At 28.5% G+C, this 19562-nt stretch carries 17 protein-coding genes; 1 reads left to right on the top strand and 16 read right to left on the bottom strand.

All coding sequences use genetic code 11. The features are described 5' to 3' along the window. Positions 1–6: 6 nt before the first annotated feature. The 6 genes from ACYQ19_RS07985 to ACYQ19_RS07960 all read right to left on the bottom strand — a co-directional run bounded on the left by ACYQ19_RS07985 (position 7) and on the right by ACYQ19_RS07960 (position 7755). Positions 7–1116 (bottom strand): HlyD family secretion protein, encoded by a 1110-nt coding sequence (locus ACYQ19_RS07985; RefSeq protein ID WP_459978903.1) that lies wholly within the window; start codon positions 1114–1116, stop codon positions 7–9. Further along, entirely contained in the window at positions 1109–2440 is a 1332-nt protein-coding gene (locus ACYQ19_RS07980) for a TolC family protein (RefSeq protein ID WP_459978902.1), read from the bottom strand. The genes ACYQ19_RS07985 and ACYQ19_RS07980 overlap by 8 nt, the downstream gene beginning before the upstream one ends. Beyond that, on the bottom strand, positions 2437–3912 hold the full coding sequence (locus ACYQ19_RS07975; RefSeq protein WP_459978927.1) for a DHA2 family efflux MFS transporter permease subunit: 1476 nt from the start codon (positions 3910–3912) through the stop codon (positions 2437–2439). The genes ACYQ19_RS07980 and ACYQ19_RS07975 overlap by 4 nt, the downstream gene beginning before the upstream one ends. Positions 3913–3955: 43 nt before the next feature. After that, entirely contained in the window at positions 3956–4312 is a 357-nt protein-coding gene (locus ACYQ19_RS07970; protein ID WP_459978901.1) for a four helix bundle protein, read from the bottom strand. 2 nt (positions 4313–4314) lie between these two features. Then, entirely contained in the window at positions 4315–5436 is a 1122-nt protein-coding gene (locus tag ACYQ19_RS07965) for an HlyD family secretion protein (protein ID WP_459978900.1), read from the bottom strand. A 168-nt stretch (positions 5437–5604) separates the two neighbouring features. Then, positions 5605–7755, bottom strand: a complete 2151-nt coding sequence (locus ACYQ19_RS07960; protein ID WP_459978899.1) for an STT3 domain-containing protein — start codon at positions 7753–7755, stop codon at positions 5605–5607. 66 nt (positions 7756–7821) lie between these two features. On the opposite strand from ACYQ19_RS07960, the gene ACYQ19_RS07955 reads away from it, so the two are divergent. Beyond that, the gene (locus ACYQ19_RS07955) at positions 7822–8745 is read left to right on the top strand and encodes a sugar transferase (protein ID WP_459978898.1); all 924 of its coding nucleotides are present in this window, start codon (positions 7822–7824) and stop codon (positions 8743–8745) included. Here ACYQ19_RS07955 and ACYQ19_RS07950 read toward each other — a convergent pair. Genes ACYQ19_RS07950 through ACYQ19_RS07905 form a run of 10 tightly spaced genes read right to left on the bottom strand, consistent with a single transcriptional unit; the run spans position 8740 to position 19555 of the window. Further along, positions 8740–9822 (bottom strand): glycosyltransferase family 4 protein, encoded by a 1083-nt coding sequence (locus ACYQ19_RS07950; protein WP_459978897.1) that lies wholly within the window; start codon positions 9820–9822, stop codon positions 8740–8742. The two genes, ACYQ19_RS07955 and ACYQ19_RS07950, sit on opposite strands and share 6 nt — an antisense overlap. Continuing rightward, positions 9819–10916, bottom strand: a complete 1098-nt coding sequence (locus tag ACYQ19_RS07945) for a DegT/DnrJ/EryC1/StrS family aminotransferase (protein WP_459978896.1) — start codon at positions 10914–10916, stop codon at positions 9819–9821. The genes ACYQ19_RS07950 and ACYQ19_RS07945 overlap by 4 nt, the downstream gene beginning before the upstream one ends. A gap of 1 nt (position 10917) precedes the next feature. Continuing rightward, positions 10918–11382 carry an acyltransferase gene (locus tag ACYQ19_RS07940; protein WP_459978895.1) on the bottom strand — a complete coding sequence of 155 codons (465 nt, stop codon included), beginning with the start codon at positions 11380–11382 and terminating at the stop codon, positions 10918–10920. Next, on the bottom strand, positions 11375–12439 hold the full coding sequence (locus ACYQ19_RS07935) for a Gfo/Idh/MocA family protein (RefSeq protein ID WP_459978894.1): 1065 nt from the start codon (positions 12437–12439) through the stop codon (positions 11375–11377). Before ACYQ19_RS07935 ends, ACYQ19_RS07940 begins: the two co-directional genes overlap by 8 nt. Continuing rightward, on the bottom strand, positions 12433–13524 hold the full coding sequence (locus ACYQ19_RS07930; RefSeq protein WP_459978893.1) for a glycosyltransferase: 1092 nt from the start codon (positions 13522–13524) through the stop codon (positions 12433–12435). Before ACYQ19_RS07930 ends, ACYQ19_RS07935 begins: the two co-directional genes overlap by 7 nt. 48 nt (positions 13525–13572) lie before the next feature. Beyond that, positions 13573–14733: a glycosyltransferase family protein gene (locus ACYQ19_RS07925; RefSeq protein WP_459978892.1), complete on the bottom strand. Its 1161-nt coding sequence runs from the start codon at positions 14731–14733 to the stop codon at positions 13573–13575. Between the two features lie 47 nt (positions 14734–14780). After that, positions 14781–15662: a nitroreductase family protein gene (locus ACYQ19_RS07920; RefSeq protein ID WP_459978891.1), complete on the bottom strand. Its 882-nt coding sequence runs from the start codon at positions 15660–15662 to the stop codon at positions 14781–14783. Beyond that, positions 15659–17266 (bottom strand): hypothetical protein, encoded by a 1608-nt coding sequence (locus ACYQ19_RS07915; RefSeq protein WP_459978890.1) that lies wholly within the window; start codon positions 17264–17266, stop codon positions 15659–15661. The genes ACYQ19_RS07920 and ACYQ19_RS07915 overlap by 4 nt, the downstream gene beginning before the upstream one ends. Then, positions 17250–18152, bottom strand: coding sequence for a glycosyltransferase family 2 protein (locus ACYQ19_RS07910; RefSeq protein WP_459978889.1), 903 nt, complete (start codon positions 18150–18152; stop codon positions 17250–17252). Before ACYQ19_RS07910 ends, ACYQ19_RS07915 begins: the two co-directional genes overlap by 17 nt. A gap of 2 nt (positions 18153–18154) precedes the next feature. Continuing rightward, complete coding sequence (locus ACYQ19_RS07905) at positions 18155–19555, bottom strand: oligosaccharide flippase family protein (protein ID WP_459978888.1); 1401 nt, start codon at positions 19553–19555, stop codon at positions 18155–18157. Positions 19556–19562 lie beyond the last annotated feature (7 nt).

Genomic DNA, 19562 nt, shown 5'->3' with positions numbered 1-19562 from the left:
TCTCCATTATAATTCTGGTAATTCATCAAGTGATTTGGGAAGACTTCCGTTACCTGTAAGTATCACACCCGTAGCCGGAAGTCCGAGTTTAAAGTATTTACAAGGACTTAAAGGCTTAAGTCTTACTTCATACACCCTTGTTATTCTGTCGCTTCTGACTGCAACTTCTTTTGGTGTGAATTCCGCTTTTTTTGAAATTTTACTTACAACAGCTTCAATCGGTTTATCAGGGAATGAGTCAAGGAATATCACCGCTTTATCACCCAATCTTACTTTGCCGTTGTTTATTTCATCTATATATACGCTTAAATAATAACTTTTAGGATCAATTACCGAAACAACCGGCATACCTGCACCCACAACCTCACCCACGTTTGCAAGCTTTGCGTCCACATATCCGTTAACCGGTGAATAAAGAGTTAGCTCGTTGATAACATTTGATAATTCATTTCTCTTTGCTTTTAGGGCATTAATTGCGTTATTTAAAGCTTTGATATTTTCTTTTGAGGCAATTGCCGTTTTTAAGTCTTCTTTTGCAATATCCACCGCAAGTTTCAGTGCTTTTTCTTTTTGTAAGAGTGAATTTAATTTGTTTATATCCGTTTTTGTCTTAAGTATAGCCAGTTCGAGTTCGTGAGGTTTTGCAAGTTTTCTTTTTACAAGGGATTTTATTCTTTTTTCGTCTTTTTTATCCTGTGCAATCAGGGCTTTTAGAGAATCTATTTGAGGATAAAGGGAATTTAATTCCTTTTGTTTAATGTCTATTGCCGTTTTTGCTTTTTTAATTGTGCTGTTTATTTTATTTTTCATAAAGGCAAGTTCGTTTTCTTTGGCTTTAATTTCGTAATTTAAAGCATTTAGTTTGTCTTTAAACTCTTTGGAATCAAGAACAGCTAATATTTCGCCTTTTTTTACCAAATCACCGGTGTCAACATTTAATTTAATTATCCTGCCCGGATATTTTGTGTTTATGTTTATCAAATCGCCGTCAATTTTTCCCACCGCTTCTATCAGGTAAGGAGGCAGTTTTTTCGGATTTAATTTCTTATAGATAAGATATGCCGATACCGCCAACAATGAAATTACGACAATAAAAATTATATTTTTTTTATTCATAATAGCCTCCGTTTAATCTGAGCTTTATTTTTAGGAAAAATATTTTGGCTTTTACGGCTTCTTTTTTAGCCCTCGCTTCTGCAAGCTTTGCTATTGCATCGTTTAGGTCGCTGCTGTCAGCCAGACCTTCATTGAATTTTGCTTGTATGTATTCGTAATAACTTTCCCTGGCATTCATTTCTTCCCCGGCCGCATCGAGCTGCACATAAAGGGCTTTTAACGTTTCAAGGTCATTTTGGTATTCCGTTTTGATTTTATTCAAATAATCGTTATAAAAAAGCATCTGGGCATTTTTAGCAAGTTTAGCCGTTTGAAGTTCGGCGTTTTTTTCACCTGCATCAAATATATTATACTTAATTCCTATGGCAATATACGATTTGTCAATATTTTGATAATCGTTTTGAGTAAGCGTTAAATTGTCGGCTTCTCTTTTTATTCCGGCTTCTATTCCGATTTGAGGATAATATTTTGATTTTGCCAGGGCTATGTTTTTATCCGAAATTTTGAGGGTTTCTTTTATTGCTTTTACATCGGGTCTTTTTTGAAAATCGGGCTTAAACCTGACTTTTTCAATATTAACCCCGTCAATATCGGAAATATTTTTGTTGACAAGATATCCCAAAAGATTAAGCAAAGAATCCTTTTGTGCCTTTGTTTCTTTAATAAGTGCTTTGATTTCAAAATATTTGGCTTTGATTTCATCGACGTCCGACTTATTGATAAGTCCCTCTTCATAAAACCCTTCGGCCTTTTCCTTTGCGCTGATAAGGGCGTCTTCGGCTTTTTTAAGTGCGTTTATTTTTGCTTTTAGGGCGTATATGTTCGAATATAATTCGGCTGAATTTAAAATAAGCTCTCTTTTTATGTTTTTTAAATTCAATTTCTCTTTTATAAGTTCAAGTTTTGATTTTTCTATCATATTTGTAAGAGCAAAACCGCTAAAAAGCGGATAAGAATATTTTATTACACCCGTAAAATGGTTTTTGTCACTCATTGGAAGTTCGGAATGAACGGGAACGAAAATCAGCTGATTGGTAGACGGATTAACGGCTACGGCCTGCATTGTATCCATCTTCATAACAGGCTGTTTAAAAAGATGCACGGCGTTATATTCGAAATCAAGACTTCCGTAATTTTTAGCTTCAGCCGCTTTTAATTTACTCGCAAAAATTTCAACCCGTTTTTCCTGCATTTTGTATTTAAGAGAATTTGTTATTTCATTTTTTATCTGATTAAAACTTTCCGCATTTAAAACAAGTGCAAATAAAAAGAATAAAATTATTTTTTTTAATTCTCCATTCTCCATTCTCAATTCTCCATTCATATCGTTCCTTTTTTTAATTTTTTACTATTTACAAACAATAACATAAAAACAAACAAACTGCCCACAAGCCCCCAGAATCCTGCATCAAGCCAGACGTATTTAAACCCGTAACTCGCACTCATAAATTCTTCTAACATTCTGAATATTTCTTTTCCGGCACTGCCTAAAAACTTTTCAAGGGCTGATACAAAATCGTTCGTAATATGATAATTCTGAAGCGTCGTCATTCCGTCAAACTCTTTGTTGGAATAAAACACAAGGTTGTTTGTGGCAATTGCCGTCCCGAAACTCCCACCGATAAAGCGCACATAATCCATTGTCATTATACCCTGTTCGATTTTTCCGTTTGAGTTGTTCATAACAAGCACCGTAATCGGTGCAAAAAACAGCCCCATCGCAATACCAAAAGGCATGGTTTTTAAAACCGCCTCATAAAACGGCGTATAGTAATTTATACTCGGAAACAGCACAAAAGAACTTACAAGATATATTACCGCCCCGGCGATTAATACAGGCACCGGTGAAAATTTATCACTAAGAGCCCCAGCTATCATACTGAAAACTCCAATCCATATACCAAACCCAAGCACCCCAAGCCCAGTCTGAATGGAACTTAAGCCCTTTATATGCTCGTAAAACATAGGAATGAGATAAAAATACTGATACATCGAAAAGCCAAGCAAAACGAAATAGATAAGTATCCCCAAAGAATAGTAAGGGTTTTTAAAAAGCGAGTAATCAAAAAGAGACTCTTTGGAATAATACTCACTCATTATAAAAAACAGTGTCCCGAAAAACGTAATAAACGCAAGATACACAATCAGTGAAGAATTAAACCACCCAAACTGCTGTCCCTTGCTTAAAAGTATCAGCAATGCAACTGTCGCAACGGTTAAAAACGCCACTGAAATAAAATTGAGCCTCTCTTCTTTTCTTTCATCTTTATCAGGCAAAAGCAAAGAACCGAATATCACAAGCACGATACCAATCGGCACATTCACAAAAAACACGGCCCTCCAGCTGAACCATTCCGTCAAATACCCTCCAAGCGTCGGACCGATTGCCGGGGCAAACGCAACGCCAAGGGCAAATATACCCATGGCAATACCACGTTTTTCAGGCGGGAAAAAACCAAAAAGCATAGCCTGAGCCGTAACCATTATCATAGCTTCCGCAAACCCCTGAATAACACGGGCTACGATTATAAACGAAAGGGAATTAGCAATACCGCACAAAAACGAAGCAATAGTAAATACCGCCACCGAAATAATGTATATCCATTTGTTTCCGTATTTTTTAATAAGCCATTCAACTATCAAAAGCCCCACCGCCGCCGCTATCATATACGCCGTTATCACCCACTGCACGCCATACATATCGGTTGATAAAGGCCCTTTCAGACGCGGCACGATAATATCCACGACTGTAGTATCGAGGACTGCCATGAAAGCTCCGAAAACTACCAACAACACCCATGTTGTTAAATTGAGAATTGAGAATTGAGAATTGAGAATTTTAGTTTGCATTTTTAACGATTCTTACCAAAATTTTTATTATTTCTTCTAAAAGTATTAAAACTTGCCCAGTTTTTTTCTGAGGTAAATAATCGCTTGCAATTAATAAATCCAGCCAATATTTTGTTTCTCTAGCTTCCTTAAGGGCAATAGACATTTTATTTCTAAAATCCTTTTTACTAATACCATCTAACGCTTCAACAACATTTGCACCTATAGATGTACCGCTTCTAAACAATTGTTTTGAGAGTACAAATTCTTTTTTTTCATTTAAATATTTATATACTTTTATTATTTTGAGAGAAAATTCAAACGTTTTGTCTTTAATAATATTTGTTTTTAATTCTCCATTCTCCATTCTCAATTCTCCATTCTCTTAATCTCAACTTCACCCGACATCCCAACCAAAACATCTTCCGGGATTTTGTTAAATTTAATCCTTACGTAAAATCTCTGTGCGAGTTTGGTAAATTCACCGCTGCTGATATCTCTTGGGACCAATGCAAACGTAGCGGCGCTTGCAGGTAGTATTTCACTTACAACTCCGTCAAAATCCTTATCCAATGCATCAATATGGATTTTTACTTTACACCCGGGTTTAATTCCTTTCATTTTAGTCTCTTCAAGTAAATCAAGCACATACAAATCTTTCGGATCGACTACACTCAAAACTTTCATACCAGCACCGACCACTTCGTTGTCATTTGCAAATTTTCTGGCTACCCTTCCATTTATCGGTGAATGAATGTATGAGTTTTGTATGTTTGTATTTATTAAAGAGAGTTTTTCATTTAGAGCTTTTAGCTGATTTTTTTGAGCTTCAATGGATTTCTCAAGTCTTTGGATCTCTTTTTTGTTGTTTAGTGTAAGTTTTACTTTCATATCGATCGTGTTGTTTTCAAGCTGTAAAGCTTCAAATTTTCTCTCCTGTGCACTCATCTGATCTTTTAAAGAGTTATAAGCAACTTTTACACTTTCATACTTTTCTTTTGAAACTTTACCCTGTTTGTAAAGTTTTTGAAATTTTTTATAATCATCTTTTAATTTTTCAAGTTTATATCTCATAGCATCTATTGAAAAAGCCATAGCTTCTATGTTTTTTTGAAGTTTTTCTTTTTCGTTGTTTAGAAGTTTCAGGTTTGTGTCTATATCGTTTGCAAGTTTTTCTTTTTGAATTTCCGTTGCTTTTATTTTGTCTTGTAAAGCGTTTATATTTGCGAGAAGCTCTTTTTTTTGTATTTCGAGCTCTTTTGTTTCCAGTTTTGCGAGAAGTTCGCCTTTTTTGATGTTTTCACCCTCTTTTACGTAAATTTTTTCTATTTTACCCGGAAGTTTGAAGCTTAAAAACGTTAAAGAATCCGATTTTACAAATACCGCATTACTCTCGGCGTAATTTTCGTTAAAAACAATATATTTATATAATCCGTAAACTCCGCCTATAATTAACAAAACAAATATAAAAAGTGCCAGATTTTTTTTCATTAACAGCCTTTTGAATGTATTTATGGATATTTTAGCAGAGAAATGTTGATATGTCAATAACAGGATTGGGTTATTTTTAGTTTACAAGTTGTTAAGTTTTTTGAAACACAATTTTATATTTCAAAAACTTAAACAACCAATCACTATCTAAAACCTCAACAAAAGAGGTTATTTTTTAAGTTTGTAAATTTTAACAAACGGATTTATGATTACCGGTTCGAACAGATTTTTATCATAGTTTTCCAAGAAAAACATCTGCACATAAGTGGCGTTTAACTTATCCCTGCTTAAAATCAAAACTTTATTCAAAGGCTTATACCAAATTACAACTACATTCGATCTTGAATTAAAAGGTTGTTTTATTACCCTGTATTTGCCGGTTTTGTCATATAATCCTATGTATATCTCATTTAAAGGTATTAATTTATTACCCCAGTGCAGATTTCCTTTCATATCCATCCATATACCATTTGCAAATTTAAGCCCGTCTTTCCCTGCCGCAACTACTCTTGTAGCTACGATAAAAGGCTGATTTACTTTTCCTGTTTTCAAATCTATACTGCTAAAAACGGCTACAGTAGGATATATATCAGACATTCTGTAAGGAAAATAAAAATAAACATCCCTTGTTTTTTTAGGTAATTTAAAATCAGGATTATTAAGAACTTCTAAAAACTCATTTGGATTTTTAAATCCGTATTTTTTCATCATATCTTTAATATAACCTTCTGTTTTAAATTTATTGCCAAGTTCTCTTGCTACTTCCAATTTATCTGTATATTCTACATCAAGCCTTGCAATATTGGCTGCAGCTATTTGATTATGAGTCAATGCAAAACTTACCGGAAAATTTACTTCCCCGCTATGCTTCCCACCATCAACTAATGTTTTAGTCCCAGCATAATATCTTATAGGATATCCGTAATCCCACCATGTTACTACATAATCTTCAGGTTTGGCAATATGAGAGAGTTTATCAAGGCTTTCGACTTCCTGACTTAAAAAAGTTGTAGGCATTTTATAATTAATCACGTGTTTTATATTCGCATACAGCGAAGGTGTTATTAAAATCAACGGTAATACTATTTTAGAAAGTTTGGCTATTTTATCATTAATAAATAGTTTTGAAACATATTCACTAATGAGTAACACCAAATAAGCAAATCCAAGAGCAAAAAAAGGCACCGCATAAATCGTAAAACGAAGCCCAAGTTTATGAGCCATTATACCTATTATCGACATAGGAAGGGAAATAGCCATAACGGGATATCTGATTATCATCAAAATATATCCGATTATTGAAAAAATAAAAAGGCCCATGCCACCACTTATACGGTTTGCCACTACATTATAAGGTATTTGTGACGCTTCTCGTATTGTTTTTGACACATTATAAAAATGAAGTCCTTCTCCCGCACTATTAGCTCTGTTAAAATAAAGCAAAAACTTACCTATGAGCAAATGCATCGTCCCGCTGAAAAACAGCACTAAAACAGCAATACCAAACATTCCATAAATTATTTTCCAATTTAAAAACAAATCCTGTTTTTTAATATATACGACATATAAAACTGTCACCAAAACTGCATTTATATAAAATTTAAATCCAAACAAAGCCACTATCAAAAACAAAACAAAAATAAAACTTTCCTGCTTTCTTTTAAACACCAAACTATATAAAAAACTCATCCCTACAAGCGCTAAAAGCACCGTCCTGCTTTGAGGATACCACCATTCGTATAAAATTATCATAAACGGCACAAACAAAAACATTTTTGTATTATCATTTACCAAATATTCAATAATTCCCCACACTATAAACATTAAAAGAACTATTACCAGCATATCCGTATCATAATACCCCACCATTGTCCTGTTATAATAACTCCATACAATACCGCCTATAAGTGCAGCAGTAAAACCTAAAATATCATTTTTAAAAGTCCTGCCTACAAGAAACAGAGGAACAACCAACAAACTTCCAAAAACAGCCGGCATCCATAATATAACCTGATCAAGCGTTAAAAAAGGAAAAATTTTAACTATTGCGGCAGTCAGCATACTCGGTAAGGAATGATATGGATTTAAGTTCCCTATTACATGCGAATTATTCAGCAACTCTTTCGCTCCTGCGGCATAATAATACCCGTCAACATTGTTTATCATTAGAGTCTCATGCCACAGAAACTCTTTAATTCCACTCGCCCATGAAAAATAATAATATCTTACACCCAAAGCAAAAACATAAGCAATCAAAATTAATAAAAACGCTATTTTATTTGAAAATCTATTTTCTGAAATATTAAGATATTTTTTCATCCTATCCCTTTATTAAAATATTTGTTATTATAACAATAATCTACCTAAAAAAAACAAAGGATACATTTGATAATATTAGGTGATAAATATAAATTTAATTTACTAGAACTAAATCAAATTAAAAAAAAGTATAATCTTGTTAACATATCCTTAAAAAACAAACCTTCATCAGAAATAATAAATGAAATATCAAAACTCTGTAAAAACTCTCAATATAAAATTATTGTTCTAAATACTTCAAAAAACATTTCGGATGAACTTATTAAATATTTGACAGCCTTAGAGTTTAAAGGTATTGAATTTATTACCATTGAACATTTCTTAGAAAAATATCTTGGAAAAGTGTATATTCCTCGAGATGGAAGCAATATAAATTTTTTAGATGAAATAAAATCTTATAACAAATTCCAATATATAATAAAACGTCTAATAGACTTTTCTATTGCAATTCCTCTTGGAATAATTTCTTCACCAATTATGATATATGCTGCATATAAAATTAAAAAAGAATCCCCTGAAGGGCCCGTAATATTCAAACAAAAAAGAGTTGGATTAAACGGTGAAGAATTTGTCTGCTACAAATTCAGAAGTATGGTCCCAGATGCAGAAAAAGGCATACCCCTATTTGCAAGCAAAGACGATCCAAGGATTTTCAAATGGGGGGCATTTATGAGAAAAACTCGCATTGACGAACTACCTCAACTTTGGAACGTAATAAAAGGCGATATGCACCTCATCGGTCCAAGACCTGAAAGGCAATACTGGATTGAAATTTTTGAAAAAAACATCCCATACTACAACCTTAGACATATTGTAAAACCGGGAATCACAGGATGGGCCCAGGTATGCTATCCTTACGGCGCAAACGAAGAAGACGCATATCAAAAACTTATGTATGATCTTTATTACATTAAAAACTGGTCATTATGGCTTGAGATTAAGACAATTTTTAAAACTATTTGGGTGATGGTGAGTAGAAAAGGACTATAATATTTCTTTCCATTTCCTGCTTTGGTATTGTCTTGAAAAGAGTTGACGATTAGAAGATATATTTTCTAAAAATAAATCATAACTTTCTTTAATTTTCATTATACAACTAGCTATTTGCTTTATATCGTTATCACATTGATACCCAAATTTATAATATTCTATTATAACTCCTGATTCTGATTTTGGAGTAACAATAACTGGAATTCCAACCCCCATATATTCAAAGATTTTTACAGGAAATGCTGATTGACTAATGAAATCATCTGTTCTCAAAGAAATACCAATATGTGCTTTAGAAATTAATTCTGGAATTTTTTGATATGGTACTTTTTTTATATAAGTTAAATTTTCTACTTGTAAATTTTCTATTAATTGACTTTTACTTCCATCTCCTATTACTAAAAACTTTACATCTTTTTTTTCTTCTATCAATTTACATAACAACTCAATATTTTGAAACCTCCCTAATGTCCCATGAAAAACAATAGTAAAATCTTTAAATTTTTCACTTATAGGTTTAAAAATTTCTTCATCAAATCCATTTCTGATTACATATACAGGAGTAGCTGTCTTATTATTGATATCTTTCCTTAAATAATCCGTTACAGTAATTATTTTTTCACTTTTATCATATAAATATTTTTCTATTTTAGAAAAAATTTTTCCTAAAAAAGAGTTTTTATTTAAAATCTTATTTTGAAACAACACTTCTGGATATAAATCTCTTATATCTAAAACAATCCTTCCCTTTTTTAATTTAACAGCTAAAAAACTTATTAAGGTCACAATAAAGGGTGGAGATGAAATTACATACATATCTTGCCTTTTATTATAAATTATCCTAAAAAATAATTCTATCCCATAAATTATTTCTTTAAATATCCTTTTTATAATAGATGCTTTATTTGAAGCCAATTTCACTTTATTTAAACAGATATTATATTTTTCATTCTCTACAGAAGAAAATACTATAACTTCATGACCTTCATTTTGTAAAAATTCAATAAAAAAAGTATTTCTTACCGCTCCTGCATTATTAATAGGTAAAATATCAACAGCCACATAACCTATCTTCATTCAAAAAATTCCTTTATTTTTTCTATAACATATTTCACATCTTTTTCTTCTAAGTGTTCCCCCATCGGTAAACTTAATAGTTCTTTATCAATATTATTAGCAATAAAATTCTCATTTGCCTGATTTAAATATTCATAAGCTTTTAATTTAGGTAAAGCTATAGGATAATGAATCCCCGTTTGAATTCCTTTTTCTTGCAAAAAAGACTTTAATTCATCTCTTTTTTCAGTTCTAATTACAAAAAGATGATAAACCTGTTTAGCCCAACTCTCTCTTTTCGGTAAAACAATATCCCTAACATCTCTTAAATTATCCAAATAATATTGAGCAATAGAAATTCTTTTATCCGTCCATTCTGACAAATATTTAAGTTTAATAGATAATATTGCTGCTTGTAATCCGTCAAGTCTACTGTTTCGTCCTTCAAACTCATGATTATACTTATTTATTCTTCCATGATTAGCTATCATTCTACACTTTTTTGCTAATTCTTCATCTTTTGTAACAATAGCTCCTCCATCTCCATAAGCACCAAGATTTTTTCCAGGATAAAAGCTAAATGTTCCTATATCTCCAATTGTTCCTACTTTTTTACCTTTATATTCTGCACCATGAGCTTGAGCACAATCTTCTATAATTATTAAATTATTTTCTTTAGCTATCTTTAAAATTTCATCCATATCACAAGGATGTCCATACAAATGAACAGCAATCACTGCACTTGTATTAGGTGTAATTTTTTTCTTCAAAGAAGAAATAGAAATAGTATAATTTTTTTCATCACAATCACAAAATACAACTTTATGTCCTGTTCTTGTAACCGCTTCACTTGTAGCAATAAAACTATTTGCAGGAACAATTATTTCACTACCTTTTGGCAAATCTAAACTTTCTATTGCTATCTCAAGTGCATCAGTTCCATTTCCAACACCTATACAATATTGAGCTCCTTGATACTTAGCAAACTCTTCCTCAAATATTTTTACATATTTTCCACCAATAAAAGCACTTTCATTTATTACATTAAATATAGCTTTATTTATCTCTGATTTTATACTTTCATATTGTCTTTTCAAATCTAAAAATTTAACCATATTAAAAATTCCTTAATTTTCTTGCAGGATTACCAGCATAAATACCTGGTTCTGTAATATCTTTCGTTACCACACTACCAGCACCGATTACTACATTATCACAAATCTTCACTGGTAAAATAGTGGCATTTGACCCTATTGAAACATTATTACCTATTATTGTTTCTTTCCAAAACTCCTTATTACCCCTTGCTGGACCATTATTAATAAAAGGATCATTAATAAACATTACTCCATGTCCAATAAAACAATAATTTCCTATTGTCACTAACTCGCAAATAAAAGTATGAGATTGTATTTTACAATTATTTCCAATTTTTACATTTTTTTGTATTTCTACAAAAGGGCCTATAAAACAATTATTTCCTATTTCACAGTTATATAAATTCACAGGTTTTACAATTTTACAATTCTTTCCAAATTGTACATCTACTATCCCACTTTCTAAAATAATATTATTATTCATTAGATTGTCCTAATTTACATTTTTTAGGATGAAATCTTAAAAACACTTCTTTGCCAGTTTCAATAGATTCATAAATAGCCATAATAAGTTCAAGACTTTTTCTTCCCTCTAAACCATCAACTAATTGGGCTTTATCATTTAAAATGCAATCAACCACATGATCATAATATTCTTTATGCCCAAATCCATAAACATTAGGAGGATTTACAGAATATTTTTCTAATACTTCTTTGTCTTCTGGTAATTCTTCGGTAAATCGCCAATGAACCATCTTATTAACAGCAAAGCCTCCTATTTCAACAGCACCCTTTTCTCCTAAAATAGATAAAGAACCCTCTAAATCTTCTGGTCTTGTTGCAGTAGTGGCTTCTATAATTCCTAATGCTCCATTTCTAAATTTTAATGTCACAACAGCTGTGTCTTCTGCCTCTATATCTACAAGAGCTGTAATACTTTTTGCAAATACACTTTCCACATCTCCCATCATCCATTCAAGTAAATCAATATGATGACTTGCTTGATTTGTAAGTACTCCTCCGTCCATTGCCCATGTTCCTCTCCATGGAGCTTGATCATAATATTCTTGTGTTCTACACCATCTCACTCTTACCGTTCCAAGCACTAACTTACCAAATCTTCCTGCTTCTAAAGCTTCTCTTAATTTTATTACTGGAACATTAAATCTATTTTGTTTCACTACAAATAATTTACATCCATTTTTATCACACGCTTCTATCATTTTATCTGCATCATCTAAAGTCAATGCCATAGGTTTTTCAACAACTATATGCTTACCATATTTAGCTAAATTAATCACATGTTTAGCATGATTTCCACTTTCCGTTAACACAGAAACTACATCTATATCTTCTTTTTGCATCATCTCGTCCATATTCGTATAATAAGGAATATCAAATTTTTCTCCAATTACTTTTGCTTTTTCTTCTACTATATCACAAACTGCTACAAGTTTTGCATTTTTTATTTGATTATTCCCAAGTAAATCACTATGTCTTCTAGCTATTCTACCACATCCTACAAGAGCAAATTTTAGCATAATAACTCCTTATATAAATTTAAAAGTTTTTGACTTTCTTTCTCCCAATTATACTCTTCAAATATAAGTTTTTTATTTCTTTCTCCTATTTTATTTCTTAATTCATCATTATTTACTAACTCATCTATTGCTTTTATGATTTCTTCTTCTTTTAAAGGATTCGCAAATAATGCGCATCCATTAAAAAAATTTTTCCAATATTCAAAATTAGACATTACCATTGGTAATCCACAAGCCATATATTCAAAAGGTTTAGTGGGTAAAGTAGTAACATGATTTGGTGCCGGTAAAAAAGTAACAATTCCTATATCAGCTTTTTGAATATAATCAAACACTCCATCTGGCAATACTTCCCCTAAATATTTTACATTTTCAGCCTTTTTTATTTTATTATATAACTCTTTTTCTTTTATAGGACCCAATAACCATAATTCTGCATTTTTAATTTTCTTAAATGCATTTATTAATTGCTCTATACCTCTAATCTTTGTCATTCCTCCAACATAAATAACAACTTTTTTATGCTTTATACTTTTTTGTTTTATTTTTTTTATTTCTTTAGGTAAAAAAGGAAAATTTCTTAATGTGATTACTCTTTTATGATTAAATTTTTCTGTAATATCAGGTCTTGCGGTTACAAGAGCATCAAAAAACTTTACAACACTTTTTTCAAAAATTTCAAAAATTATAGAAATTATTTTTTTCACCCACAAATTTTTAATATATTCTTTTGAAAGAATAGCTGCAGAAGTATTTTCATGAATATCATATATTACTTTTTTCCCTTTTAATTTTAAATATAATCCCACAAAAATAAGTTCGGGATCATGAAAATGATATAAATCGGCATCAACTTTTTTACACATTTTTATCATATCTAAAAAAGAAGTTTTTAACATTCTGTTTATTCTTGATTTATGTTTTGGAAAGCCTATAATTTCAACATTCCCAATTTTTTCGTTTTTAGCATCAGCACAAACTAATTTTACACTATAACCATTTTTACTTAAAGTTTGACATTCTTTAAATAATATTCTGTTATCTTTTGCTTGGTGAACAGAAGTTAAATGCACTATTTTTTTCATTCGAATTTTTCCTTATAGTAAATATAAACTAACATATCTCTATACTCATTATAATGTCTTCAACCATACATCTACTTCCTTAATTCTATTTTTCATGAACCATTTATCCCGATCATTTAATATGTTTTTTTTAAAATTTTTAATTTGTATAATATCCGCAATTTTTTGCATACCTTCTACCAATTTATTTAAATCTTTATAATTTTCAGCAATACCATATTTATTATAATTAATAATATTTTTTGCATCACCATCAGGTAATGCTGCAAATATAGGTTTTCCTAAATTAATATATTCATATAATTTAGATGGGATACAAACTCCAAAATAATCACTCGTTAAACTTAAAAAACCAATATCAATATCTTCCATAAAATTTAAAAATTTTTCATGAGACATATATTTAATAAAATAAACTGATTTATCTTTTTTGCTTCTTATTTTTTTCAACGGTCTATATTTATCAATATCGCCTATATAATATATTTCTATATTTTTTAAATTAGATTTTTTCCAAATATAATACAATAATTCAGGAGATTGTGTTTTACTCATCGTACCGACATAAGCTATTTTTATTGGTAAAGATTCATTTTCTAAATTTAAATTAATTTTTTTTATATAACCAAAATAATTACATTTAATTTTTTGCCTTAAAAAAGGAATCCATTTTTTTAAAATTTCTGCATAAGCTAAGGAAGAAGTAATTATTAAATCTGAATTTATAATATAATTAGCGTGAGCTTTTTCCCTCCCAATATGAAATTTATAATCTCTTCTTAATCCATTCATGAATCCATAATTAATAGGATCTCTAAAATTCACTACAAATTTACATCCTATTTCTTTTTTTAATAATGAGCCAAGTTTAATCATTCCAAGCTCGCCGCCACTTGTAGCAAAAACAATATCATTTCTTCTTATTTTGTTTTTTAAATATTTAAATGCTACTTCTACCCATTTATCAAGATAATCTTCATATACTCCTATTCTTTCTAATAATGAAGCTAATTTTTGAATATGTTTCCTTTGAAACGGTATTTGAGTAATATTCCCTTCATTAATAATTTCTTTTGAATCATAATTTGGCATAATTACCTCAATATCCCACCCTAAATCCTGTAAATAATTTACAGCACCTCGTCTCATTAAAGGTCCACCACCTTTTTGATAAGGATAATACGATCGAGTTAAATAATACAATTTCATTAATTATTCTCCATAATTTAATTTGTTATAAACTCTCACATAAATAATTACAATTTTTTATGTAAAATAAATCTATCTTTAGAATACCTAGGAGGTTTTTCTTGTTTATCCAAAGGGTATCCTAATGCAATAGAAGAATATATATACATATATTCTGGTAACCCTAATTGTTTTTTTAAATTATTTTGTTCATAAGATTCACAATGATATATCCAAACACTTCCTAAACCATAAACACTTGCTGCAAGTTGAATCATTGCACAAACACCACCAACATCTAATGCATTCCCATATTTTTCAGGGAAAAATCTATCATCATCTGCTATATAAATCAACATTGGTGCTTTTTCAAATATAGATTTGTTATTGCTATCTCCAACTACCATATTTTCTATTTTATTTTTTACTACTACAAATCTTATACTTTGGCGATTACAAGAAAGTGGTGCATGCATAGCAGTATATAGTATATCTTCTATTATATCATTTGGTACTTCTTTTTGTTGCCAAAATCTAATTGTTGTTCTTTCTTTTATAGCTTTTAATATATCATCTTTATATGGATGAATTTTAATATCATCTATTTCTTTTATATAGATTTCACTATTATTATCAAAATATTTTATCACATCCTTCGCCCAATTAAAAACTTTATCTTCTTTTATTCTTCTTTTAATTGCCTCATTTAACAAAAGTTCAAGTTTATTTCTTTTTTCAACTCCTCTTTTACCTCGATTATGATGTTTAAGAGCTTTTTCCAAATGATGTCCAAAATATCCTATTTGAGTTAATAGCATATCATTATCTAATTTTTCTATATTTAAATTTCCCTCATACCATACAAATTTTGCTCTTCTTAATGAAAAAGTTTTTAAAAAAGTTTTTATACTTCTAAAAAATAACCAAATTTTTGTATTTTTAATGTTCATAATACTTTTACCTTTATTTTATTTATATTTTTAAATTCATAAACTTTCAAATAATCAACTCCTGTACTTGTTTCTATTTTTATTTGTTTATTATTACTATAAAATTTATTAAACTTTAAATTACTAAATTTTGTTGTAAAAAAAAAACTTTCTACTTCTTCATAAAAGAATATATTATAATTTATACAATTGCTCATTCTAATACTAATTATACATTTATCATAAAAATTTTTTTTTAAACTCTTTGTTTTAAATTTCAATATAAGAGTATCATAAATAAAAATAACTTTAACTAATTCATAAGGATAAAAACATGTTCCTTTTTTTTCATAATAAAAGCTATTTCCTGATAGCAAAGGTAAATATTTTTTATATTTTATTTTGTACATTATATTTTTAATCCTTTGAAATATAAAAGAAAAAGTAAATTTATTTTCAACTAACTTTAATATAGGTTGAGGATAAAAACTAACAGCTGATAATATATTTTTATCATTTTTTGAATAATATAATAAACTTAACGGACTAACCCTACTATCAAATTTATGTTTCAAACTATTTTGATGTCCTTTATAATTCAAACAATATTTTATGTTTTTATTTTGATATACTATAAATCCACTATTTTTATATACTCTAATTTTTGAATTATCTAATTCAAAATTATATTCTTCACTTTTTATCTCTTCTAAAAATTTATTTCCTAATAAAAATAAAGCATTTGAATAAGCATTATAAACTATATCATACATATACCCATCAAATCCATATCTTTTGCTATCTTCTTTATTTAAATTAATAGATATATGTCCATCTTTATGTTGATAATTTTTTAAAAATTTTAATAAACTATTTGCTTTTTGCAAAAATAATTTATTATTTGAAAATTTATAAGCCAAAATAAATACCAAATATAAACTTCCATACCCAAATAATGAATTGGTACTTCTTCCATAAAAAAAATAGTAATTTTCAAGTGAAATTTCAAGTAAAACTTTTAAAGCTTTAAAAAAACTATCCTTTAATCTTTTATCTTTAGTATAAAGATAAGCTAATCCTACACACATCATTATCTTAGTATGATATGTAAGATGTGAAACACCTTTATTTTTTTCTACTTTATATTTCATATTACTATCAGGGAAAAAACCATCGTCAAATTGTAGATCCAAAATCCACTCTATTTCAGAATTTATTTTATCTATTAAATTTTTATTTGACAATTTATTATCGAGTATTAATCCAACAAGTCTTAAAGCTCTAAAATTATTATTTAATTTATATAATTCTTCATCACTCTTATGATAAAAAGTTTTTAATATTTTTTCTTTATCTAATTTATTATTCTCATCAAATATAATAGCTAATGATAATAACATAACATTAAAATCATTTGATGGTTTTATTATATCTTTTGGAATAGACAAATAATAGTTAAGTACTTTATTTAAATACTCATCATCCTTTAATAAAATAGAAGACAATATAAAAGAACTATAATGGTATTGAAAGTTTAGTGGTGATTTCAATTTTTTATCGAGTAATTGACCTTTTTGATTAAGAGAAAATTTTAAATAATTATACTGTTTAATTAAAATATCCATTTTCTATAAGCCTTTTTATTATTTTTGGATATGGATAATATTTTTTTTCATCATATTCTTGTAAAAATGGTAAAACATCTTCATTTATATATTTTTCAATTGCTTTATTTAATGGCATTTTATACTTTATTGGTAATACATATTTTAGTATATAATCTTCTAATGTAGGATATTTTTTAAAATCACCTAACTCTCTCCAATTAGTTCTTTCTGACCGATAAAATAAAGTTTTATCATCATTTAAAGTTAAATGAAAAATATAAGGTTTTTTAGTTTTTATATTTATATAAAACCTACTATATGGGATATGCTCCCACCTCCCTATCTTAATAAATTTTAATAAAGGTGTATTTAAAAAAACTTTTGCCATTTCAGAATATACTTGAGGAACATAATGTCCTTCTACTTTATATTTATCAATTTTTTTCCTTTTATTTCTATCTATACCACACTCATTAATTGTCCTATAAATATTTATAAGTTTAACTTTAAATGCTATTAACCAAAAAGGTAATGTATTTAATATCTTATTTCTGAGTTTAGATATACTTAATTCGCCATCTTGATCAGTATAAGCTATAAAATCTGCATCAAATTTTGCTACCCATCTATATTTAGCTTTACTTAAAGCAAAAGCTCGATTATGATATAAATCTGGCAATTCAGGTTTATCATAAAATTGCACTTTTTCTGGATATTTTTCTACTAATTCTCTACAAATATCCCTTGTATTATCAGTTGAACCATTTGTAACTATTATTATTTCATCTCCAAATTCCAAAAAAGACTCTACACAAGGTTTAATTGTTTTTTCCTCATTTTGTGCTGCAATTAATACAGAAATACCATTTGGCTTAATCCATTTTTGTAATAATTTTTTTATCATTTTTATATCCTTAATAATTTATCAATATTAAACATTTTCCCTATAAATAAAAATATTAATAACATTAAAAAATCTAATGTAATTTTATTATATTTTAAACTTACATAACTAAAAATAATTGAAACTAAAAATAAAAATAAAAATTTTTCATACGGTAAGATAAATTTTTTTAATTTTTGAGCCATAGCAAATACTATAACAGCATATATAAAAAAACTAAATAATGTAGTCCAAGCTGCTGCATAAATTCCATATTTTGGTATAAATATAAAATTTAACACTAAGTTCAGTAACGCTGGTAAATAGCCACTCATACTCATCCACCAAGATTTCTTATAATATACTAATATATTTGCAAAAATTTTTCTTATAGATAAAAAAACAAATCCCATTCCTATAATAGAAATTAAGAAATAATCCCCATGATATTTTAAAGGAAATAAATTTTGAATAATAAATGGTAAAAAAAACACCATTGTCAAGTATACTAATAATAGTAAATATATAAAAACTATAAAAAATGCTTCAATACTTTTACTATTTTTTTGTGTATTTTCTTTCATTAATTTCATAAAAGTTGGAGTAAAAGCAGTATCTATAGATTGCGTAATAAATTGAAGAATAGAAGTCAATTGAATTATAAAGGAATATTTTCCGGCCATTGCAAGAGAAACATAATAAGTAATAATATATCTATCACTTAAATTAAATATCCAGCTACTAAAAGATAATGGGACATAACCTAATGCATATCCAAAAGTTTTCTTAAAAGTATTCTTATTAAATAAAAAAATTTTTATAACATTTTCTTTTCTCATTATATTTATATGAATTAATAAAGTTATAAATCCTACTAAAAATTGTGATACAAAAAAAGCTTTCACTCCCATGTGAAAATAAATTAACAATATTAATAATATTAACTGAACAGCAAAAAAATTAAAAGTAGTTATAGTTAATATTTTTTTAGTCTGATATTTTGACTGCATTAAAAAAACATTTAAAGCAGAAAATTGTTGAAATAAAACGATAAAAGGTAATAATATAGATATTAACAATTCTTTGTAACCCCAACTTTCAATTAAATAATACACCCCAATAATAGATATAATTAAATAAATAATGCTCCAAAAAATAAAAAAAGTTATAATTGTACTCGTTAATAATCTTAATTTTTTAATAGATGAATTATAATCATAAACAAATCTCCCATATGCTGAATCTAAACCTAATGTTGCAATTAAATATAAAATATTTTGAGTTGATTGTAAATTTGTATATAAGCCATATTCTGATAAATTTAAATATTTTGTTATAATTGGTAATAACAAAAATCCAGTAGCTTTGGTAAGTAAACTTACTATTAAATATGCACTACCGTGCCTAAAAATTTTTTTAAACATAACTAAT

This window comes from Nautilia lithotrophica (genome assembly GCF_054656815.1).
Note: the sequence above shows the minus strand (reverse complement) of the source record. Positions and strands in the feature narration are given on the sequence as shown.